The 22,114-nt window shown below is 72.5% G+C and carries 19 protein-coding genes; 14 read left to right on the forward strand and 5 right to left on the reverse strand.

The window, feature by feature from the left end:
* The first annotated feature begins 151 nt into the window (after positions 1-151).
* The 4 genes from KG102_RS03435 to KG102_RS03450 all read left to right on the forward strand — a co-directional run bounded on the left by KG102_RS03435 (position 152) and on the right by KG102_RS03450 (position 3,190).
* The gene (locus tag KG102_RS03435; RefSeq protein ID WP_208209877.1) at positions 152-1,114 is read left to right on the forward strand and encodes a ribokinase; all 963 of its coding nucleotides are present in this window, start codon (positions 152-154) and stop codon (positions 1,112-1,114) included.
* Between the two features lie 146 nt (positions 1,115-1,260).
* Positions 1,261-1,878 (forward strand): HD domain-containing protein, encoded by a 618-nt coding sequence (locus KG102_RS03440; protein WP_208290473.1) that lies wholly within the window; start codon positions 1,261-1,263, stop codon positions 1,876-1,878.
* 149 nt (positions 1,879-2,027) lie between these two features.
* Positions 2,028-2,369 (forward strand): nuclear transport factor 2 family protein, encoded by a 342-nt coding sequence (locus tag KG102_RS03445; protein ID WP_208290472.1) that lies wholly within the window; start codon positions 2,028-2,030, stop codon positions 2,367-2,369.
* Positions 2,370-2,425: 56 nt separating this feature from the next.
* On the forward strand, positions 2,426-3,190 hold the full coding sequence (locus tag KG102_RS03450) for a class I SAM-dependent methyltransferase (protein ID WP_213363031.1): 765 nt from the start codon (positions 2,426-2,428) through the stop codon (positions 3,188-3,190).
* Here KG102_RS03450 and KG102_RS03455 read toward each other — a convergent pair.
* From KG102_RS03455 to KG102_RS03465, 3 genes are all read right to left on the reverse strand, one after another.
* Positions 3,183-3,680 (reverse strand): hypothetical protein, encoded by a 498-nt coding sequence (locus tag KG102_RS03455; RefSeq protein WP_208209873.1) that lies wholly within the window; start codon positions 3,678-3,680, stop codon positions 3,183-3,185. The two genes, KG102_RS03450 and KG102_RS03455, sit on opposite strands and share 8 nt — an antisense overlap.
* Before the next feature lie 189 nt (positions 3,681-3,869).
* Positions 3,870-4,436 (reverse strand): GNAT family N-acetyltransferase, encoded by a 567-nt coding sequence (locus KG102_RS03460; RefSeq protein ID WP_208290470.1) that lies wholly within the window; start codon positions 4,434-4,436, stop codon positions 3,870-3,872.
* Positions 4,433-4,897: a nitroreductase family deazaflavin-dependent oxidoreductase gene (locus tag KG102_RS03465; RefSeq protein WP_208290469.1), complete on the reverse strand. Its 465-nt coding sequence runs from the start codon at positions 4,895-4,897 to the stop codon at positions 4,433-4,435. Before KG102_RS03465 ends, KG102_RS03460 begins: the two co-directional genes overlap by 4 nt.
* A 364-nt stretch (positions 4,898-5,261) precedes the next feature.
* Between KG102_RS03465 and KG102_RS03470 the strand changes: the two genes are divergently transcribed.
* The 3 genes from KG102_RS03470 (at position 5,262) to KG102_RS03480 (ending at position 9,943) form a co-directional block, all read left to right on the forward strand.
* On the forward strand, positions 5,262-7,046 hold the full coding sequence (locus KG102_RS03470) for an ABC transporter family substrate-binding protein (protein WP_208290468.1): 1,785 nt from the start codon (positions 5,262-5,264) through the stop codon (positions 7,044-7,046).
* A 225-nt stretch (positions 7,047-7,271) separates the two neighbouring features.
* Positions 7,272-8,813, forward strand: a complete 1,542-nt coding sequence (locus KG102_RS03475; protein ID WP_208209869.1) for an ABC transporter permease — start codon at positions 7,272-7,274, stop codon at positions 8,811-8,813.
* Positions 8,810-9,943 (forward strand): ABC transporter permease, encoded by a 1,134-nt coding sequence (locus KG102_RS03480; RefSeq protein WP_208209868.1) that lies wholly within the window; start codon positions 8,810-8,812, stop codon positions 9,941-9,943. The genes KG102_RS03475 and KG102_RS03480 overlap by 4 nt, the downstream gene beginning before the upstream one ends.
* A 2-nt stretch (positions 9,944-9,945) precedes the next feature.
* Here KG102_RS03480 and KG102_RS03485 read toward each other — a convergent pair whose 3' ends face one another.
* Positions 9,946-10,566, reverse strand: coding sequence for a PH domain-containing protein (locus KG102_RS03485; protein ID WP_208209867.1), 621 nt, complete (start codon positions 10,564-10,566; stop codon positions 9,946-9,948).
* Positions 10,567-10,592: 26 nt separating this feature from the next.
* On the opposite strand from KG102_RS03485, the gene KG102_RS03490 reads away from it, so the two are divergent.
* From KG102_RS03490 to KG102_RS03520, 7 genes are all read left to right on the forward strand, one after another.
* Positions 10,593-12,395: an ABC transporter ATP-binding protein gene (locus KG102_RS03490; RefSeq protein WP_208209866.1), complete on the forward strand. Its 1,803-nt coding sequence runs from the start codon at positions 10,593-10,595 to the stop codon at positions 12,393-12,395.
* A gap of 188 nt (positions 12,396-12,583) precedes the next feature.
* Positions 12,584-14,359 (forward strand): ABC transporter substrate-binding protein, encoded by a 1,776-nt coding sequence (locus KG102_RS03495; RefSeq protein WP_208209865.1) that lies wholly within the window; start codon positions 12,584-12,586, stop codon positions 14,357-14,359.
* A gap of 105 nt (positions 14,360-14,464) precedes the next feature.
* On the forward strand, positions 14,465-16,426 hold the full coding sequence (gene typA / locus KG102_RS03500) for a translational GTPase TypA (RefSeq protein WP_208209864.1): 1,962 nt from the start codon (positions 14,465-14,467) through the stop codon (positions 16,424-16,426).
* 11 nt (positions 16,427-16,437) lie between these two features.
* Positions 16,438-17,388 carry an N-acetyl-1-D-myo-inositol-2-amino-2-deoxy-alpha-D-glucopyranoside deacetylase gene (gene mshB / locus KG102_RS03505; RefSeq protein ID WP_208290467.1) on the forward strand — a complete coding sequence of 317 codons (951 nt, stop codon included), beginning with the start codon at positions 16,438-16,440 and terminating at the stop codon, positions 17,386-17,388.
* Positions 17,389-17,393: 5 nt separating this feature from the next.
* Complete coding sequence (locus KG102_RS03510) at positions 17,394-17,813, forward strand: hypothetical protein (protein WP_208209862.1); 420 nt, start codon at positions 17,394-17,396, stop codon at positions 17,811-17,813.
* Entirely contained in the window at positions 17,810-18,301 is a 492-nt protein-coding gene (locus KG102_RS03515; protein WP_208209861.1) for a flavin reductase family protein, read from the forward strand. The genes KG102_RS03510 and KG102_RS03515 overlap by 4 nt, the downstream gene beginning before the upstream one ends.
* A 165-nt stretch (positions 18,302-18,466) precedes the next feature.
* Positions 18,467-21,802 carry a VanW family protein gene (locus tag KG102_RS03520; RefSeq protein WP_208290466.1) on the forward strand — a complete coding sequence of 1,112 codons (3,336 nt, stop codon included), beginning with the start codon at positions 18,467-18,469 and terminating at the stop codon, positions 21,800-21,802.
* On the opposite strand, the gene KG102_RS03525 is transcribed toward KG102_RS03520, so the two are convergent.
* Positions 21,803-22,093: a hypothetical protein gene (locus tag KG102_RS03525; protein WP_208290465.1), complete on the reverse strand. Its 291-nt coding sequence runs from the start codon at positions 22,091-22,093 to the stop codon at positions 21,803-21,805. It abuts the gene before it with no gap.
* Positions 22,094-22,114 lie beyond the last annotated feature (21 nt).

Below are 22,114 nucleotides of genomic sequence, written 5' to 3' on the forward strand. Positions count from 1 at the left end.
TACCCCCCTGGGTATGGATGTCCGAGCCACGCCCGCGTGCGTAGGCGATGCTGTGCGGGGCGAGGTCGCCGTCCCGCCGTGCGCCGACCCGGCACCGCCGCCGCACCCCTCGTCCGCGTCCGGTCGTGCGCACCAGCATCAGGAGCAGCAGATGAACCGCCCCCCGCCGCACGGGATCGTCGTCCTCGGCTCGGCCAACGTCGACCTCGTGGTCGACGTGGACCACCGTCCGGCGGCGGGGGAGACCCTCCTCGGGTCGGACCTGGTCACGACGGCGGGCGGGAAGGGTGCCAACCAGGCGGTGGCGGCGGCGCTCCTCGGCGGCTCGGTGGCCTTCGTCGGCTGCGTCGGCGACGACGGTCCGGGCGGGCTCCTGCGCTCGTCGCTGTCGGCCGCCGGGGCCGACGTGTCGATGCTGCAGGTCGTCGACGCCCCGACCGGCACGGCGATCATCATGGTGACCCCCGACGGCAACAACTCGATCGTCGTCGCCCCGGGCGCCAACCGGAGGATGACACCGGCGGCCGCCGAGGCGTCCCGTGCGCGGTGGGCGGGTGCGAGGGTGCTGGTCCTGCAGCTCGAGGTGCCGATCGAGACCGTGGACGCGGTCGCGCAGAGCGCCGCCGCTGCCGGCACCCGGGTGGTCCTGAACGCCGCGCCCGCCGGTGCGCTGGACGGGGCGACGCTCGCCGTGTGCGACCCGCTCGTGGTCAACGAGTCCGAGGCCGCCGCGCTGGTCGGCGCCGAGGTCACGCTCGCGACAGGGCCGTCCGTCGTGGGCGACCTGCTGGCGCTGGGGGCCCGGTCGGTCGTCGTCACCCTGGGTGGCTCGGGCGCGTTGCTCGCGTCCGTCGACTCGCCCGACGTGGTGCACGTCCCGGCGCAGCAGGTCGCGGCGGTCGACACGACCGGCGCGGGCGACTCCTTCGTCGGGGCGGTCGCCGTCGCGCTCGCGGAGGGCGAAGGGCTCGAGGTGGCGGTCCGGTGGGCCACCCACGTGGCCGCACGCAGCGTGCAGCGCCGTGGCGCGCAGGCCTCCTACCCGGCGCGGGCGGACGTGCCGCCGCCGTCGGCGCTCCGCGCGCGGCCCGAGCAGGTCCCGACCGGGCACTGAGAGACCGGTCGCGCGGAGACGGGTGGCAGGAACTCGGGCAAGGTTGGCGCGGGGGCGCATCGCCGGTCGCGCGCGACCTGCGAGACGGTGGCCGTCTCGCGGCGCCGGTCGAGGCGAAGCCGCAGGTGACGAACGGATCGACCGCCATGACCGAGCTCCCCCGCCCCCGCACCGCGGTGGCCCAGGCCGCCGTCGAGGTCGGGCGCGCCTACTACCCGCCGGCACTCTTCAACCACTGCCTTCGCTCGTACCATTTCGCGGCCGACGCGGGGCGTCGCCTCGGGCTCGACGTCGACGACGAGCTGTTGTTCGTCGCGGCCCTGCTGCACGACATCGGGCTCGTGGCCGTGTTCGACTCCGCGACCGAACCGTTCGAGATCTCGGGCGGTCACCTCGCGGAGGTGTTCACGTGGGGTGCGGGCTGGCCGGAAGCCCGGCGCAGACGTGCCGGCGAGGTGATCGTGCGGCACATGGAGGACGACGTCGACCCCGCGGTCGACCCCGAGGGGCACCTGCTGGAGATCGCGACCGGGCTGGACGTCAGCGGCCGCAACTCGAAGCAGTGGCCGCGCTCGACCCTCGTCGAGGTCCTCCACCGGTACCCGCGGCTCGACCTCACCGACGTGTTCGCCGGGTGCTTCGACGAGCAGGCCAGACGCAAGCCGGACAGCCTCGCAGCGGGGTTCGTGCGCAGCGGCATCCGCGCCCGCCTGGAGACCAACCCACTGAACGACGTCCAGGTCCTCGGGGATCGATCGGCCTGACCCGCCGGGTGGGGATCAGCGAGCCGCCGCCCTGCAGCCGCCCACGACCCCGGTACGGCATGCGCCATATGTCGCACCGGGGTCGTTCCTCGTCGGTCGTGCGGCCGATCCCGGCTGCGGCGTCGCGACCGCGATGGTTGCCTGGAGGCATGGCAGTCGTCGACGAGCTGATGGCCATCGAGAACGACCTCGCACTGGGCCGCGGGGCGCAGTACGAGCGGGTGCTGCACGACGATGCGCTGGTCGTGGTGCCCGGCGCCGTGCTCACCAAGGACGAGTGCGTGCGGGCCATGGACGCCTCGCCCGGCTGGGACGAGGTCGACCTGGGCGAGCCGCGGCTGGTGGAGTCGCGGGCGACCGCGACCGTCGTGTATCCGTTCGTCGGCACGCGGGGGAGCCGCACGTACCGGGCGGTGCTGTCGTCGACCTACACCCGCGGTCCGGATGGTCGCTGGCGGCTGCTGGTCCACCAGCAGACCCCGGAGGCCTGACCCACCGCCCGTGAGACCGGGCGGCCCGTGCGCGCCGGCCCGCCTAGCGTCAGCCCATGGCCGACGACATCTTCGAGGTCCCCCGCCTCGCCCAGCTCTACGACCCGCTCGACCCGGACCGCGGCGACCTCGACGTGTACGTCGCGCTCGTCGACGAGCTCGGTGCCCGCAGCGTGCTGGACGTCGGCTGTGGGACGGGCACGTTCGCGCTGATGCTCGCGCAGCGCGGGCTCGACGTCGTGGGGCTCGACCCGGCCAGGGCGTCGCTGGACGTGGCTCGGGCCAAGCCGGGAGCCGACGCGGTCCGGTGGCTCGAGGGTGACGCGACGGCGCTCCCGCCGTTGCAGGTGGACCTGGCGACCATGACGGGCAACGTGGCCCAGGTGTTCGTCACCGACGAGGACTGGGCACGGACGGTGACGGCGGTCCGGGAGGCGTTGCGACCGGGCGGCCACCTGGTGCTCGAGACGCGGGTGCCCGAGCGCGAGGCGTGGCGGGGGTGGACGCGGGAGGCGACCCATCGGGTGGCCGACGTCGCGGGCGTGGGCCGGGTCGAGGCGTGGGGCGAGGTCACCGACGTGGTCGGCGAGCTCGTGACGTTCCGCTGGACGTGGGTCTTCGAGTCCGACGGGGCCGTCCTGACCTCCGACTCCACGCTGCGGTTCCGGGACCGGGCGGCCGTCGAGGGATCCCTCACGGAGGCCGGGTTCGAGGTCGTCGACGTGCGCGAGGCGCCGGATCGGCCCGGGATGGAGATGGTGTTCGTCGCCAGCCGGGGAGCGGGTCGCGGCCGGAGCCGCGACCCGCTGCCGATCAGCTGACGGGGAAGCCCGCCTCGGTGCACGCCGTCACGATCGTCGCGGACACGCTCGGGTAGTCGAGCGTCGCGGCGTTGGCGCCGCCGGTCTCGGCGGCCTCCAGCGCGCCGTCGACGCGCTCCTGGATCGAGGTGTAGGCGCCGGCGAGGTCCTCCGGCGCCACCTTGACGGCGTCCGCGAGGGCGGAAGAGATGGCACCGAGCTCCTCGGTCTGGTCCTCGTCGAGCGCCGTGCCGGCGTCCTGCGCCTCGAGCACGGGGACGGCCGCGGCGATGCGCGCGTTGAGCGAGCTCTCCCCGCCGTTGAAGTAGCGGCCGCAGGCCAGGGCCGCGTTGGGCTCGACGGGCGCGGCGGGGCTCGCGTCCTTCTCGGCGGGCGCCGACGACGCGGACGAGGTCGCCGTCGCGTCCGCGGCGTCGGAGCCGCCGTCGCAGGCGGTGAGGGTGGTGACGGTCAGGACGGCAGCGGCGAACAGGACGGCAGCGCGCTTCACGGTGGTTCTCCTAGCAATGGTTCGACGACCGGGCCGTGTGCGGCCCACCCCTGAGTTACCAGCGAGTAACTAGGCGCCCCGCCGCTGTCCGCGTCCTGGACTGCGCAAGGGGCACTCGTCCGAGCATTCGCCGCATGATTGCGGGCCGCAAGCGCAATAGCGCGTGACGGATGCCACGCGCGCCGTCCGTCAGCCGCGGCGCTCGGGCGGCGTGCTGTCCCGCAGCCGCGAGTACATCTCCATGTCCCGGCGCTCGCCCCCGACCGCCTGCCACGAGCGCAGCAGCCCTTCGCGCTCGAACCCGGCGCCCAGGGCGGTGCGGGCGGACGCCACGTTCCAGGGCTCGACGTAGAGCTCGAGCCTCGCCACGCCCGGCAGCGTGAGCGCCCAGCCCGCCAGCGTGCGCAGGGCGTCGCGTGCCAGCCCGCGGCCGCGCCGCGAAGCGACGACCCAGTACCCGAGCGAGACCCGTCCGTGGTCGAGGTCCCGCAGGCCCAGGTACGCGTGGCCGACCGCGACGTCCGTCTCGAGGTCCGCGACGGCGAACGCGTACCCCGCCCCGGTGGTCAGACGCTCGCGCTGGCGGGCGACGAAGGCGAGGCAGGCGTCGTCGTCGCCGTGCGCGGGCACCGAGCCGATCAGCGGGATCAGGGGGTCGGTGCTCGCCTCCCGGACCGCGGGCAGGTCCGCGGCCGTGAACCCGCGCAGCCGGACCTGCGCGCCGAGCAGCGTGGGCAGGACCAGCGGCGCGCTCACGCCGGGGCCAGCCGGAAGACCCGCAGCTCGCGGCCCGCGCGCGCGGCGTAGTCGGCATAGCCCGGCCAGACGGCCAGCAGGGCCGGCAGCAACCGCTGGCACTCGTCGGCGTCGGCGAGGCTGGCGACGACGGGTCGGGTCAGGTCACCGATCGTCACCGTGGCACGCGGGTCGGCCAGCAGGTTGCCGGACCACGCGGGGTGGTGCTCCTGGCCCCAGTTCGAGCCGATGAGCACCCAGCCGTCACCGTCGGCCGCGTACAGCAGGACGGCCTCGCGCGGCTCCCCGGAACGGCGGCCCGTCGTCGTGAGGACCAGCTGCGGCAGGGTGACCGGGCCGAGCACGCTCCACCGTCCCCGGGTGGCCTTGTGCAGCCGCCGGTCGACCCCGGCGCACGCGCGGCCCAGCCGAGCGAACCAGCGGGTCCGGCCGAGCCGCCGCACGGTGGGCGTGAGATCCATCCGGCGAGTGTGCCCGAGAGCCGGCCGACGCGGCGCCGTCGCACGCCGCGGGGGCCCACATACCAGACCCTGACCTGGACAACCGTCAGATTCGTGGTCTACAACGCTTCCGGCCGCAGGATCGGACACGTTACGGTGATGTTTCCGCAGGTTTCTATCTCGTATGCTGGACTGTACTGCCCAGTATCAATCGGGTAACGATCCGGCGCCATGCACACCCGTGGCTCATAAGTGCGGCCAACCGTGACTTACCTTGTCTGTCAACTCACGGCGGACGTGCTCGACACCGGACCGCTCGTTGCCCGCAGCCCTGCTGCGGACGCGGAGCGCGTAGGTCAGCGTCCACCCCTTTCCAGGAGGAACATTGAAGATCAGGCGAATCAGCGCCGCGACTGCGGTTCTCGCAGCCGGTGCCCTGGTGCTCACCGCGTGCTCAAACACGCCGACCGACACCGCGTCCCCGTCGGAGTCCGCTGCTGCGACGACCGGTGGCAACGTCGTCGTCGCCGAGGTGAACGAGTTCTTCTCGTTCAACTCCTCGACGGCCAACGGCAACACGGACATCAACTCGAAGGTGTCGCTCGCGACGAACTCGAACTTCTACTACATCGACGGTGACCTCAAGGTCCAGCGCGACGAGTCGTTCGGGACCATCGAGAAGGTCAGCGACGACCCGCTGACGGTCAAGTACACCGTCAACGAGGGCGAGACCTGGTCCGACGGTGAGCCGATCGACGCCGACGACCTGATCCTGGCGTGGGCCGTCTACTCCGGCTTCTACGACGACGGTGGCAACCCGGACGAGGAGGGCAACCCGACGACCGGGACGTCCTACTTCAGCTACGCCGGCTCCACCGAGGGCCTGGGCCTGACCGAGTTCCCCGAGATCGGCGACGACAACCGCAGCGTCACGCTGACGTATGCCGAGCCGTTCGCCGACTGGGAGGTGGCGTTCGGTCTCGACCGTCCGGCCCACGTCGTCGCCAAGGGTGGCGGCCTCGCCGACGGCCAGGCGCTCATCGACCTGCTGAAGGACAAGCCGCGCGGCAACGTCGACGCCCCGGTCCCCACGGACCCGGCGCTCAAGGCCGTCGCCGACTTCTACAACACGGGCTTCGACTCCCGCACGCTGCCCAGCGACCCGTCGCTGTACCTGTCCAGCGGCCCGTACATCGTCTCGGACGTCGTCGAGGGCCAGTCGGTCACGATGGTCGCCAACGACAAGTACGAGGGTGACTTCGGGCCGAAGCTGGACGAGATCACCATCCGCACCATCGCGGACCCGTCCGCCATGGTCCAGGCGCTGCAGAACGGTGAGGTCGACGTCATCTCGCCGCAGGCCAACGCCGACACGCTCGCCGCGCTCGAGGGTCTCGACGGCGTCGACGTCCACAAGGGCAACCAGCTCGCGTACGACCACATCGACCTGAACTTCTCGGGTGTCTTCGCCGACCAGAACGTCCGTGAGGCGTTCCTCAAGACGATCCCCCGTCAGGCGATCCTCGAGGCGATCATCACGCCGCTGGACCCCGAGGCCAAGGTCCTCGACTCGCAGCTGTTCGTGCCGGCCCAGGACGGCTACGCCGACGCGATCGCGAACAACGGCTCCGCCGCGTACGCCGAGCCGGACATCGCCGGCGCCAAGGAGCTGCTCGCCGGTGCCACGCCGACGGTCCGCATCCTCTACAACGTCAACAACCCGAACCGCGTTGACGCGTTCACGCTGATCCAGCAGTCGGCCACCGAGGCCGGCTTCATCATCGAGGACCAGGGCGACGCCAAGTGGGGCTCGCGCCTCGGCGACGGCTCGTACGACGCCTCGATCTACGGCTGGGTCAACTCCGGCGTCGGCGTCAGCGGCGTGCCGCAGATCTTCGGCACCGGTGCGGCGTCGAACTTCAACGGCTTCACGGACCCGTCCGCGGACGAGCTGATGGCCGAGCTCATCACGACCACGGACGTCGAGGAGCAGACCCGTCTGCAGCAGGAGATCGACGAGAAGATCTTCGCGTCGTCCTACGGCCTGCCCTTCTTCCAGAGCATCGGCGTGGACGCTGTCGCCGAGCGCGTCGAGGGCATCGACGCGTACAACCCCAACCAGAACGGTGTCTGGTGGAACGTCTGGAACTGGAGCGTCAACGACGGCTGAACCCAGTCGCCCTAGCGCACCACCGGACGACTGTGTGACAGTCGCCTGAACGGCCGAAGGTGCCGGGTCGCCCGCCTCGCGGGGGCCCGGCACCTTCGGGTCCGTCCTCAGCATGCACAGCAGGGACAACGGGGTCCGTGCGTGAGGGGGGTGGCGTCTGAATTAGGCTTGACTCCTTTCCGGTCCGCCTCCGGCGGGCGGCCCCCCGACACCACCTGAGAAACGATGACCACCTACATCCTTCGACGGTTGCTCGCGTCCCTGCTGATCCTGCTGGGCGCGTCGTTCATCGTCTATCTGCTCATCGCCTACTCGGGCGACCCGCTGGCCGAGATCCGGTCGAGCAACTCGCCGAGCAAGGCGGCCCAGATGCAGCAGCGCACGGAGCTGCTCCACCTCGACGTGCCGCCGGCTCTTCGCTACTTCATCTGGCTGGGCGGTGCCGTCAAGTGCGTCGTGCCGTTCGCCGGTCAGTGCGACCTGGGCGTCACGCTGCAGAACCAGCCGGTCACCGCGGCGCTGTCGTCCGCCATCCCGACGACGCTCCAGCTGGTGACGACGGCGGCTCTGCTCGCCATCGTGCTCGGCGTGACCATCGGTGTCATCACGGCGCTGCGGCAGTACAGCACGCTGGACTACGGGGTCACCTTCGTCACGTTCCTCTTCTTCTCGCTCCCCGTGTTCTGGGTCGCGGTCCTGCTCAAGGAGTTCGGGGCCATCGGCTTCAACGACTTCTTGCGAGACCCCTTCATCGGCAACGCCACGATCGTGGTGATAGCGCTGGTCGTCGGCCTGCTGTGGACGGTGATCATCGCGGGGCCCCTCAAGCGCCGGCTGCTGACCTTCGGCACGGCCTTCGTGGTCACCGCAGCCGTCCTGTACTACCTCTCCGTGACGCGCTGGTTCACGACGCCGTCGCTCGGGCTCGTCGTCATCGGGGTCACGGGGATCGCGGCGGCCTACGGGTTCACCGTGCTGTTCGCCGGCCTGCAGAACCGCAAGGCGCTGTACTCCTCGCTGATCAGCGTCGCCATCGGCCTCGTCGCGTACGTCGCCCTGCAGCCGCTGCTGGACAAGGCCACCCTGTGGCTCGTCGTCCTGCTGGGCGTCGTGGCTGTCGGCGCCGGCATCCTGGTCGGCTACCTGATGGGCGGCTACGACCGCGGGCAGTCGATGAAGGCAGCCGGCCTGACCAGCTTCGCGGTCGCCGCACTGGTGCTGCTCGACCGCTTCATGCAGGCGTGGCCCGCGTACATGGACAACCCGCGCATCCGTAACCGGCCGGTTGCCACGATCGGTGCCGAGACCCCCGGTCTCGAGGGCGACTTCTGGATCCAGGGGCTCGACAAGTACACCCACCTGATCCTGCCGACCATCGCGCTGATCCTCATCTCGCTGGCGTCGTACACCCGCTACTCGCGGGCGTCGATGCTCGAGGTGATGGGCCAGGACTACGTCCGGACGGCGCGCGCCAAGGGCCTGTCCGAGCGGGTCGTGGTGACCCGGCACGCGTTCCGCAACGCGATGATCCCCCTGGCCACGATCGTCGCCATCGACATCGGCAGCCTGATCGGCGGGGCGGTGATCACCGAGAACGTGTTCTCCTTCAAGGGCATGGGGCAGCTGTTCCTCACCGGCCTGCGCAACACCGACCCCAACCCCGTGATGGGCGTCTTCCTGGTCACCGGTATCACCGCGGTGATGTTCAACCTGCTGGCCGACCTCACCTACTCGGCCCTCGACCCCCGAGTGAGGGTGAAGGCATGACCACCGTCCTGGAGAACACGGCGGACGTCCCGCCCAACCCTGCGACCCCCGGCGGCGGCGAGGACGTCCGTGGCCTCAGCCAGGGCCGTATCGTCACCAAGCGCTTCTTCGGCCACACCGGTGCGGTCGTCAGCATCGGGGTCCTGGCCGGCGTGCTGATCCTCGCCATCTCGGCGATCGGGATCGGCCCCATCCCGGGGTGGTGGAAGTACACCTACCTGCAGACCCCGCCGCTCGTCGACGGGGGCAAGCCGACCCTGCAGCTGTTCCCGTTCTCGCTGGGGGACCACCCGTTCGGTCAGGACCGCGTCGGGCGCGACATGTTCGCGATGACGATGCGCGGCGCCCAGATCTCGATGTTCATCATGCTGATGGTGGGCGCGATCGCCGCGCTGGTGGGCGTGCTCATCGGGTCGGCCTCGGGCTTCTTCCGCGGCAAGATCGAGGCCGTCCTCATGCGGTTCACCGACATGATCATCATCATCCCGGCGCTGATCGCCGCCGCGGTCGTGGGCAACTCGGCCAAGAGCGTCGTCGCCCTGGCCCTGTTCCTCGGGCTCGTCTCGTGGACCGGCATGGCGCGACTGGTGCGCGGTGACTTCCTGACCCTGCGCGAGCGGGAGTTCGTCGACGCCGCCCGGCTCGCCGGGGCGTCGAACGGCCGGATCATCTTCAAGCACATCCTGCCGAACGCGGTCGGCGTCATCACGGTGAACACCACGCTGCTGATGTCGGCGGCGATCCTCACCGAGACGGCGCTCAGCTACGTGGGGCTCGGCGTCAAGTCGCCCGACGTCTCGCTCGGGCTGCTCATCAGCGCCAACCAGGCGGCGTTCGCCACCCGCCCGTGGCTGTTCTGGTGGCCCGGTGTGTTCATCGTCGTCATCTGCCTGACGATCAACTTCATCGGTGACGGTCTGCGCGACGCGTTCGACCCCCGCCAGAAGAAGTTCGCGCTGCGCCGGGTCAAGGAGACGCGCGAGCGTCCCGACCTGTACGCGCAGCCGACGGCGCGCGGTCCGGTCGCCAGCGGTGGCGCCACGACGGTCGCCTCCGGCGGGTTCTACGAGTCGCTGGACCAGCCGCGTGACATGGGCGAGGGCAACGACGACGGTGAGGGCCGGCGGTGACGTCAGGTCAGCGCCACGACCACCACGCCGACGAGAGCCACCGCCAGCACCACGAGCGCCGGTCGGTTCCAGGTCGTCTCGACCGGGGTCTCGTCGGCGGCACCCAGCGTCAGCTGGCCGTTCTCGGCCAGGTGCTCCCACCGGCGGCGGACCAGGGCGGCCACGCGGCCGGAGGGCGCGCTGGGCAGGTCGCCGATGGCGACGGCGCCGCGCGAGTCGCGGGCCAGGCGGGACATCCCGACCAGCTCGTCGCTGCCGGCCGTGACCACCTGGTGGCGCCCGGGGCCGGGCGCCGCCCACGCGCGGTAGCGCCCACCGGGCGTCACCAGCGCCAGCGCGTACTGGGTCTCCACGTTGATGAGCGCCGCCCACGGCACGCGGATCGTCCGCAGCGGGTTGACCAGCACCACGTCGTGATCGGTGACGTCGACGCGCGGGTGCCAGAACACCAGCCACGCGACCAGCCCCAGCGCGACGGCGAGGGGCAGCGCCCGCAGCACCGCCGTCATCCCGTCCTCGAAGCCCTGCGCGGCCGTCAGTCCCGCGATCACCGCCCACGAGGCGATGGTGGACGCATATCTGCTGCGCGGCCTGTATGTCAGGTCGCCACTGTCGGCACGCATGTACGCATGATCTCAGGAGTCTCACGATGACCGATACGACCGCCCAGGGCGCACCCGTCCTCCAGGTCACCGACCTGTCCGTCGACTTCGCCGTGGACAAGAAGTGGATCCCCGCGGCGATCGACGTGAGCTTCGAGGTCCACGCCGGCGAGGTCCTCGCCATCGTGGGCGAGTCGGGCTCGGGGAAGTCCGTCAGCTCGATGGCCCTGCTCGGCCTGCTGCCCAAGAACGCACGCGTCACGGGCAGCATCAAGCTGATGGGCCACGAGATGAGCGAGATGTCGTCGTCGCGGGTCCGGGAGATCCGCGGCAACGAGATCGCGATGATCTTCCAGGAGCCCATGACCGCGCTGAACCCCGTCTACACGATCGGGGCGCAGATCGTCGAGGCGCTGCGGCTGCACACCATGATGTCGCCGACGCAGGCCAAGGACCGGGCGCTCGAGCTCCTCACGATGGTCGAGCTGCCGGATCCCCTCAAGGCGTTCAACTCCTACCCGCACCAGCTCTCCGGCGGGCAGCGGCAGCGCGCGATGATCGCCCAGTCGCTGTCCAACGATCCCGTGCTGCTGGTCGCCGACGAGCCCACGACGGCGCTCGACGTGACGGTGCAGGCCGAGATCCTGGACCTCATGCGCAACCTGCGCGACCACCTGCACTCGGCGGTCATCCTGATCACGCACGACATGGGCGTGGTCGCGGACCTGTCGGACCGCATCGCCGTCATGCGCCGCGGGCTGATCGTCGAGACCGGCACCGTGCGGGAGATCTTCAGCAACCCGAAGCACCCGTACACCCAGGAGCTGCTGGCCGCGGTCCCGCACCTGGGCGCCGCCGACTCGACGGGCGAGGAGATCGACCTCACGGCCGCCCTCGCGGCGGCGACGGGCAACGAGGACGCCATCGCGGTCGACGCCGAGGAGCTCGCTCGCCGGGAGGCGGCGAACAAGCGGGCGCTGGAGATCGCCGAGCGTGCGCAGCGCGCAGCGGAGGTCGAGGGCACCACCCCGATCCTCGAGCTGGTCGACGTGGCGATCGAGTACCCCAAGCAGGGTCGGATGCCGGCCTTCCGTGCGGTCGAGGGCGCCAACCTGGTGATCCGTCCGGGCGAGGTCGTCGGTCTGGTGGGTGAGTCGGGTTCCGGCAAGACCACCATCGGCCGTGCGGCCGTGGGCCTGCTGCCCGTGGTCGAGGGCACGCTCACCGTCGCGGGGGTCGAGCTGACCAAGCGCGACCCGAAGAAGCTGCGCTCGCTGCGGCGCAAGGTCGGCATGGTGTTCCAGGACCCGTCGTCGTCGCTGAACCCGCGGCTGCCGGTCGGCGAGAGCATCGGCGAGCCGATGTTCCTGGCGGGCGTCGCCAAGGGCGACGCACTGCAGAAGCGGATCGAGGAGCTGCTGGACCAGGTCCAGCTGCCCCGCAGCTACCGCAACCGCTACCCGCACGAGCTGTCGGGCGGCCAGAAGCAGCGCGTCGGCATCGCGCGCGCGATCTCGCTGTCGCCCGAGCTCCTGGTCGCCGACGAGCCGACGTCCGCGCTCGACGTGTCGGTCCAGGCGACCGTGCTGGAGCTCCTGCAGGACCTGCAGTCCCGGCTGAAGTTCGCGTGCCTGTTCGTCACGCACGACCTGGCGGTCGTCGACGTGCTGGCCGACCGCATCGCCGTGATGCGGCGCGGGGCGATCGTCGAGCAGGGCACCCGCGACGCGATCCTGCGCAACCCGCAGCAGGCCTACACGCAGCGGCTCATCGCGGCCGTCCCGCTGCCCGACCCGGACAAGCAGCGCGAGCGTCGCGAGCTGCGTGCGCTGCTCCTCGACAAGTCCTGACGCACCCCGCGCGGGCCCGGCCGGAGTCATCCGACCGGGCCCGCGTGGCGTCCGGGACGTGGACGGGATGTCCGGCAAGGTTCAGTTCCGGGTGTGATCGGTCGATATCGCTCCCGGCGGGCGGTTTCGTCCGTCATCGGTGGGTCTGAGCGGGGGTCGTCGTGCAGCGCAGGTCGTGGGTCGGGGTCGTGGCGGCAGGGACGCTGGTGCTGCTCAGCGCGTGCACCACGGCGGAGCCCGAGCAGGTTCGGACCGACACGGCCGTCGTCGCCGTCGCCGCACCGTTCACCTCGCTCAACGCGGGCACGGCCGAGGGCCGCACGCCGGGTTCCACGCTCGTGCGCTCCCTGGTGAACGGGGGCTTCGTCTCTCTCGACGAGGACGGTGTCGCGGTGCTCGACGAGGGCTTCGGCACCGTCGAGAAGCTCGCGGACTCGCCGCTCACCGTGCGGTACACGATCGCGCCCGACGCCGCGTGGTCCGACGGCACGGCGGTCACGCCGGACGACCTGCTGCTCGAGTGGGCCGCGCGCAGCGGCCAGCTCGACGACGTGACCCCCGAGCTCGACGCCCAGGGGGGCATCACCAACAACGACGCCCTCGACGCGGGGGTGGCCTTCGCGGCGACCTCCCCGGCGCTCGTCCAGGTGCAGCAGCGGCCGACCGTGGAGGGAGCGACGCTCACCCTCGTCTATGCGGCGCCCGTGCCCGACTGGCAGGCCGCACTCGACGTGAACGTGCCCGCGCACGTGGTGGGCAGGTCCGCGCTGGGCGTCGAGGACGCGACGGCTGCGGCCGCGGCGGTGTCGAAGGCCATCGTCGACGAGGACAAGGCGGCGCTCAGCTCCGTCTCGGCGGCGTGGCGCACGCAGTTCGATGCCGACGCCCTGGCCCAGCACGTCGATCACGCCGTCACCACGGGCCCGTACGCCGTGGACCTGGTGGTACCGGGGGAGCGGGTCGAGCTGGTCCGCAACGAGGAGTACCGGGGCGAGCAGCCCGCGCGGTACGAGCGGCTGGTCGTCCGCAGCGACCTCGACCCGCTCGAGGAGGTCGAGGCGCTGGCGGCGGGCACGGTCGACGTCGTGACGCCGGCGAGCACGACCGACGTGCTGGACGCGCTGACCGAGGTGTCGGGGGCCGAGGTCCGCACGGGCGGCGACAGCCAGCTCCAGCTCGAGCTCCAGGCCGCCGGCGCGGGCGCCTTCGACCCCGCGACGTACGGGGGCGACGCCGCGGTGGCGTCCGCAGTGCGCCGGGCGTTCCTGCTCACCGTGCCGCGCGACGCGCTCGCCGCGGACGTGGTCGCCCCGCTGTGGCCGGACGCCGACGTGGCCTCCGGTCTCCTGCCGTCCGTTGCCCCGGGCGCGGGGGGCGTGACCGCCGACGGCGCGGCGGACGTGGCCGGTGCGCGCCGGCTGCTGACCGAGGCGGGCGTGAGCGAGCCCGTCGCGGTGCGGGTGCTGACCAACACGTCGGACCCGCTGCGCTCGGCCATGCTCGACCTGATCGTGGCGTCGGCGGCGGAGGCCGGCTTCGAGGTCGAGCCGTACACGCCGGTCGACGGGCTCGGCCCCGACCTGGCGACACCGGGCGCGTGGGACGCGGCGCTGGTGCCCGTGCCGCAGTCGGACCTGCCGCTGGACTCCGTGCTTGCACGGTGGCGGACGGGTGGGGCGACGAACGTCACCGGCTGGTCGGACGCGGCCACCGACGCCGCCGTCGCCACGCTGTCGCAGACGCTCGACCCCGCCGCTGCCCCGGCTCCGCTCGCCGCCGTCGCGGAGAGCCTCGCCGCAGGCGGTGCGGCGGTCCCGCTGGTGCGGCAGCCGATCGTCGTCGCCACCCGAGGCTCCGCGGCGCCGACCCCCGGGACCACGCCGGCGGCGCCCGAGGTGGAGCCGCTGGCGCTCGGCCGCGCGGACCTGACGTCCTGGTGGTCCTGGGCGCGCACCGACGCCTGAGGTGGGCCTGGTCACCTTGCGGCACAGGCGGAGGCCTGTACGGGTAGAATTGACCGGCGCGACCGACGACTCGGTGCGCTCCCCACCTTCTGAGATGAGTTCCCCATGTCTGAGCCCACGACGGTGCCTGAGTCTGTGCCGACGTCGTCGGCGGGCACGAGCGTGCGCGCCGACCTGCGCAACGTCGCCATCGTCGCCCACGTCGACCACGGCAAGACGACCCTGGTCGACGCCATGCTGTGGCAGTCCGGGGCCTTCGGCTCCCACGCCCACGTCGACGAGCGCGCGATGGACTCCGGCGACCTGGAGCGCGAGAAGGGCATCACGATCCTCGCCAAGAACACCGCGATCCGGTACTCCGGACCCGCGGCTGCGGAGATCGGCCAGCCCGACGGCATCACCATCAACGTCATCGACACCCCGGGTCACGCCGACTTCGGCGGTGAGGTCGAGCGCGGCCTGTCCATGGTCGACGGCGTCGTCCTGCTGGTCGACGCGAGCGAGGGCCCGCTCCCGCAGACGCGGTTCGTGCTCCGCAAGGCGCTCGAGGCCAAGCTCCCCGTGATCCTCGTCGTGAACAAGACGGACCGTCCGGACGCCCGCATCTCCGAGGTCGTGCACGAGGCGACCGACCTGCTGCTGGGCCTGGCGTCCGACCTGCACGAGGAGGTCCCGGACCTGGACCTGGACGCCATCCTCGATGTGCCGGTCGTGTACGCGGCGGCCCGTGCCGGTCGGGCGTCGCTGAACCAGCCCGAGGACGGTGGCCTGCCGGACTCCGAGAACCTCGAGCCGCTGTTCAAGACCATCCTCGAGAAGATCCCCGCCCCCACGTACACGGAGGGCGCGCCGCTGCAGGCGCACGTCACCAACCTCGACGCGTCACCGTTCCTGGGCCGCCTCGCGCTGCTGCGCATCTTCAACGGTGAGCTCCGCAAGGGCCAGACCGTCGCGTGGGCGCGGGCCGACGGCACGATGCAGAACGTGAAGATCACCGAGCTGCTGGAGACCAAGGCGCTCGAGCGCGTCCCCACGGACTCCGCGGGCCCCGGTGACATCGTCGCCGTCGCCGGCATCGAGAACATCACCATCGGCGAGACGCTGACCGACCCCGACGACCCGCGTCCGCTGCCGCTGATCAAGGTCGACGACCCGGCGATCTCGATGACCATCGGCATCAACACCTCGCCGCTGGCCGGCCGCGGCGGCAAGGGCCACAAGGTCACCGCCCGCCAGGTCAAGGACCGCCTCGACAAGGAGCTCGTCGGCAACGTCTCGCTCCGCGTGCTGCCGACCGAGCGTCCCGACGCCTGGGAGGTCCAGGGCCGTGGTGAGCTCGCGCTCGCCATCCTGGTCGAGCAGATGCGTCGCGAGGGCTTCGAGCTGACCGTCGGCAAGCCGCAGGTGGTCACCAAGAAGGTCGACGGAAAGACGTACGAGCCCGTCGAGCGGATGACGATCGACGTCCCCGAGGAGTACCTGGGCGCCGTCACGCAGCTGCTCGCGCAGCGCAAGGGCCGCATGGAGACCATGTCGAACCACGGCACCGGCTGGGTCCGCATGGAGTTCCTGGTCCCCGCGCGTGGCCTGATCGGCTTCCGCACACGGTTCCTCACCGACACGCGCGGCACCGGCATCGCGTCGTCCATCGCCGACGGTTACGAGCCGTGGGCCGGCCCCATCGACACGCGCGTCAACGGCTCGCTCGTCGCGGACCGCGCGGGCGCCGTGACGCCGTTCGCCATGATCAACCTGCAGGACCGCGGCTCGTTCTTCGTCGAGGCCACGCAGGAGGTCTACGAGGGCCAGATCGTCGGTGAGAACTCGCGCAACGAGGACATGGACGTCAACATCACCAAGGAGAAGAAGCTCACCAACATGCGCTCCGCGGCGGCGGACAACTTCGAGAACATCATCCCGCCGCGCAAGCTCACGCTGGAGGAGTCCCTCGAGTTCGCCCGCGAGGACGAGTGCGTCGAGGTGACGCCGGAGATCGTGCGTATCCGCAAGGTGGTCCTCGACCAGACCGAGCGCGCGCGCATCACGGCTCGCTCCAAGCGCGCCTGACCTCTGGGTCTGTGACCTCCGGAGGTCTCGTCGCGGTGCACGCGCACCCCGACGACGAGACGCTGACGACTGGCGCGCTGCTCGCCACCTGGGCAGCCGCCGGTCGTCCCGTCGCCGTGGTGACGTGCACCCGCGGTGAGCGTGGCGAGGTCATCGGCGCCGAGCTGGCCCACCTGGAGGGTGACGGCCCGGCGCTGGCCGAGCACCGGGAGCGCGAGCTCGCCGGCGCGCTGACGGCGCTCGGGGTGCGCGAGCACGGCTTCCTCGACGCCCTCGGCGGACCGCCCGCTCGGCGCTTCGAGGACTCGGGCATGGCCTGGGTCGGTGCCGGGCGAGCGGGCCGAGCCGACGAGGTCCCGCCCGGCGCCTTCGTCGGCGTCGACCTGGACGAGGCCGCCGAGCGGCTCGCCCGGGTCCTGCGGGCCAGGCGCCCCGAGGTGGTCGCCACGTACGAGCCCGGGGGCGGCTACGGCCACCCGGACCACGTCCGGACCCACGAGGTGACGCAGCGCGCGGTCGAGCTGGCCGGGGTGCGCCCCGATGAGGCGTCGCCGGCGTTCGCGGTCCCGGTCGTGCTGTGGGCGGTGCAGGGCCGCTCGGCCCTCCGGCGCGGCCTGCGGGATCTCGGGGGCGGGGCGGTGCTCGCCGCCCTCGGGTCGTCGCGTGCCGGTCTCCAGCTGCCCGACCCGGAGGCTGAGCTGCCGTCCGTCGCGGTCCCCGACGACCAGCTCGACCTCGCGGTCGACGTCCTGCCCGTGCGGGACCGCGTGCTCGCCGCCCTGCGGGCGCACGCCACCCAGGTCCAGGCGGTGCGCGCCATCGACCACCAGCCTGGGCTCGTCGCGTGCTATGCGCTGAGCAACCGCATCCTGGCGCCGGTGCTCGCCGCCGAGACGTACCGGCGGGTGACCGGGTCGGCGGAGGCCGTCGTCTGGCCCGCCGGCGTCCGCCCGGTAGCCTGACGCGCGTGCAACCGCTCACCGCAGGCGTCCTCGGCAAGGCCGCCCTGGCACTCGTGCTCGGCGTCGTCGTCGGCGCGCTCGGCACCGTGATGCACCGCAGCATGCCGCCCTGGGGCATGGTCGTGTGCCTGGCGCTCGCGTTCGCCGCGGCCCTCACGACCCGGGCCTGGGCGGGGTGGTTCACGCTCGTCGGCTACACCGGCGGCCTGGTGCTCAGCATGCAGGTCCTGGCCACGCGAGGCCCCGGCGGCGACATCCTGGTGCCGGACGGCCAGGCGATCGGCTGGGCCTGGGTGCTCGGGGCGGTCGCGGTCACGGCGCTCGTCGGTGTGCTGCCCCGGCGGCTCTTCCAGGAGCGGCCGCGACAGCCGTGGGAGGCGGACCCCACCGCGGGCCGCCACGACGGGCCGGGCGTCGGCGCGTGAGCGACCTCGCCCCGGACGTGTTCCGTGCGGCGGTCGGACGACTTCCCGCGGGGGTCGCGGTCATCACGCTGCGCTGGCGGGGCACCCTGCAGGCGATGACCGCCAGCGCGATCACCTCGGTGTCGCTCGAGCCGCCCATGCTCCTGTTCTGCGTCCACACCGACGCGCGCTTCCGGGACGCCCTGGACGACGTCGACACGTGGTCCGTCAGCGTCCTGGCCGACGACCAGGCGCACACCGCCGACTGGCTCGCCTCGCCCGGTCGGCCCGCGATCGACCAGCTGGCCCGGGTGCCGCACCGGCCTGCACCCGTCGCCGACGCGGTGTGGGTCGACGGCGCCGCGGCATGGTTCGACTGCCGGACCGCCTCGGTGCACCGGGCCGGTGACCACGACATCGTCGTCGGGTCGGTGCTGCTCGCGGAGCAGGGCGCGGCCGGTGCCGGAGGGCTCGTGCACCTGCGCGGCCGGATCCACCCGGTGCGCTGACCCGCCGACGCGCGAGGCTGATGACGTGCCGTGCTCCGGGCGTGCGGGCCCCGGTGTGCGCGGTGCGTGAGCGGGTGAGATCGCCCCGTGCGCGTGCCCGCGGCTCAGGGCAGCCACGTAGACTCGCGCGGACGCGTGTGCGCGCGGCGAGCAGTGGGGAGCAGGATGAGCAAGGGCACCGAGCGCGACGAGCCGGGACAGCGCATCGAGGACGGGCCCCGAGGGGCCACCGAGAGCAGCGATCGGACGTCGGACCCGGTCTGGCCGGTGTGGGGCGGGAACGGCGCGACGACGCCGATCCCCGCCGTGCCCCCGGCCGACGAGCTCGCCCCTGTGTCCCCGCCCGCCGGCGAGCCGACCGACGAACCCGCGGCCGACGGAGCTCACGGCGAGGACGTTCCTGAGACCACCGGGCCGGTCGGCGAGGTCGCCGACGAGACGTTGGTGGACGAGGGTGCCGCTGACGTCGCGCCGGTCGACGAGGCTGCCGCTGACGTGGCGCCGGTCGACGAGGCTGCTGATGTCGCGCGGGTCGACGAGGTCGCCGCTGACGTGGCTTCTGCCGACGAGCCTGCCGCCGACGGGCCGCCGGTCGACGAGGACGCCGCTGATGTGCCGCCGGCTGACGAGGCTGCGGTTGATGTCGCGCCGGTCGACGAGGTTGCCGCTGACGTGGCTTCTGCCGACGAGCCTGCTGTCGACGAGCCTGCCGCCGACGAGCCGCCGGTCGACGAGGACGCCGCTGACGTGGCGCCGGTCGATGCGGAGGAAGCGCCCGACGACCAGGTTGCTGCCGACGATGCGCCGGTCCACGGCCCTGCCGACGAGGCGCCGGTCGACGAGTCCGCCGTCGCCGAACCTGCCGTCGCTCAACCTGCCCTCGCTGAGCCCGCCGTCGACGACGGCGCCGCTGACGAGACGCCGGTCGATGAGGAGGCCGCTGACGAGGTGCCGGCCGACGAGGGTGCCGCTGAGGTGGCGTCCAGCGACGGCACCGACGGCACCGACGCCACCGAGGCGCCTACGGCCGACGTCTTGGCTCACGAGGTCGCGCTGGAGGAGGCGGGCGCCGACCAGGTGACAACCGAGGAGCCGGTTGCCGACGAGACCGTTGCCGACGAGACCGTTGCCGACGAGCCGGTTGCCGATCTGACGGATGCAGACGCGACGGGCACCGACGAGCCGGTTGCCGACGAGGCAGGTGCCGACGACGCGGTCGTCGGCGACGCGGTTGCCGACGAGACGCAGGTCCCGGCCGAGGCGGACGCCGCAGCGGTGACCCCGGACGAACGAGACGCCGACGGCGCTGCCGAGCCGACCCGGACGGGCGCCGCCGGCGACCCCCAGGCCCCCGCCGACGCGGACCCGACCGCCGACGCGAGCGCCGCCGAAGCGGGCACCGCCGAAGCGGGCACCGCCGACGCGACGGACTCCACCGAGCCGGCTCGACCCACGGCCGCCACCAGCCGCGACGACGCCACGGCGGTCATGGCGCCCGTGGCCGCGGCCGCGGCGACAACCTCTGCGCCCCCGGCTCAGCAGCCCGCACCGGGCACGACACCGATCGGCACGCTGGCCGCCCCGGTCACCCGCACGGTCCCCGGGTCGGGGACGAGCGCGCCGTCGAACCCGGCGCCCGTCTTCCCGGCGACGACGGCGGCAGCTGCGTCGTCGGCCGGGACGCGCGCGGACACCGCGCCGGGCGAGGCGCCGGCAGCCCGGACAGGTGGTCCGATCCCGTCCGGCCCGGTGCCGCCGTCCGAGCGCAAGGAGTCGCCGCTGGACGGGTTCGAGCCCGACGACGGCCGGCGCCGCTGGCCGCGGCGGCTGCTGGTCGTCGCTGCCGTGGTCGTCGTACTGTGCGCCGCGTACGTCGGCGCGTCGTACGCGCTCGCGGACCGGGTGGCGCGCGGCGTGACCGTCGCGGGCGTCGACGTCGGCGGCCTGTCGTCGGAGGAGGCGGTCGACCGGCTGGACGAGGAGCTCGAGGGCGCGACGACGCTGCCGATCGACGTCGTCGCCAACGACGTGCAGGCGACCATCGACCCCGCCGCGGCCGGCCTCACGTTCGATGCCGAGGCGACGGTGGACGAGCTGACCGGGGTGAACCTCGCGCAGCCGCAGCGCCTGTGGGGTCACCTCGTCGGAGTCGGCGAGCACGATCCCGTCACGGCGGTCGACGACGACGCCCTCGCGGCGGCGATCGACGACCTGGGCAGCTCCCTGACGCTGCCGCCCGTGGACGGGACCGTGGTGTTCGTCGACGGGTCCGCGCAGTCGACAGCGGCGGTGGACGGCTGGGACCTGGACCCGGAGGGTGCGGCGGACGTGCTGGCGGCCGACTGGCTGGTGGCGGCGCGGCCGATCGAGCTTCCGGCGCAGACCGTCGAGCCGGACATCACGCAGGCCGAGACCGAGGCCGCGGTGGTGCAGGCGCAGCAGGTGACGTCGGCACCGGTCGCGGTCGCAGTCGCGGGGCGTAGCGCAGCCCTCGACGTCCCGACCCTGGCGGCGAACGCGTCGTTCGTCCCGTCCGAGGGCGCCTTGGTGCTGCAGATGAACGGGGAGGGGCTGGCCGCGGCGGTACTGGCGCAGCTGCCCGACCTGCTGACGGAGTCGGCGGACGCGCACTTCGAGTTCGTGAACAACGCCCCTGTGATCATCCCGGGGACGCCGGGGACCTCGCTGGACCCGGCAGCGCTGAGCACCGCCGTCGCGACGGCGTCCACGGCGACCGATCGCACGGCCGCCGTGGAGCTGGTCCAGGCCGACCCGGCGCAGTCGACGGCCGAGCTCGAGGCACTGGGCATCAAGGAGGTCGTCGGTGAGTTCTCCACGCCTCTGAACAACGAGCCGCGCCGCACGGTGAACATCGCGAACGGGGCGAGCAAGATCAGCGGGACGCTGATCCGCCCCGAGGAGATCTTCAGCCTGACCCAGGCGCTCGGACCGATCGACGCGGCCCACGGGTACGTCGAGGCGGGCGCCATCGTCAGCGGCGAGCACAAGGACGCGTGGGGCGGCGGTCTGAGCCAGATCTCCACGACGACGTACAACGCGGCGTTCCTGGCGGGCTTCGAGGACGTCGAGCACCGGCCGCACAGCGAGTGGTTCTCGCGGTACCCCGAGGGGCGCGAGGCGACGATCTTCACCGGCACGCTCGACATGCGGTGGAAGAACAACACCCCGTACGGCGCGCTGGTGCAGGCCTGGGTCTCGGACGGGCGCGTGTACGTGCGGGTGTGGGGCACCAAGCACTGGACGGTCGAGTCGATCACGAGCCCGCGGTCCGGTGTGGTCCAGCCGACGACCGTCTACTCGCAGTCGCCCACGTGCGAGCCGCAGAGCGCGGGCAACCCGGGCTTCTCGGTGACGGTGACGCGCAAGATCTCCCTGAACGGCGAGCTGGCCAAGACCGAGTCCAACTCGTGGCGCTACAAGCCGCAGAACAAGATCATCTGCGGAGCGCCGCCGGCGCCCACGGCCCCCGCCACGCCGTAGCTAGTCGCCCGTCGGGCGGTGGCGACGCGTGGGCGCGGGCGGCACCAGCTTGGTGAGCACGATGTCCTGCGCGGGCACCCGCACGTCGCCGCGCCGGGTGCGCACCAGCACGCCGTCGTCGTCCACCTCGAGCAGCTCGCCGAGCACGTCGCTGTGCTGCGGCACGTGCAGTGCGGGGTGCTCGGGGTGGGCCTCGGGCAGGTCGTCGCGCACCCGGCGGACCACCACGCGGACCCCGGGCGACCACGACCGCCAGCCGCCCGGGCTCACCGAGGTCCCTGTGATGGACATCGCGCTACGAGCAGGAGCATG

This window comes from Cellulomonas fengjieae, from assembly GCF_018388465.1.
GTDB lineage: Bacteria > Actinomycetota > Actinomycetes > Actinomycetales > Cellulomonadaceae > Cellulomonas > Cellulomonas fengjieae.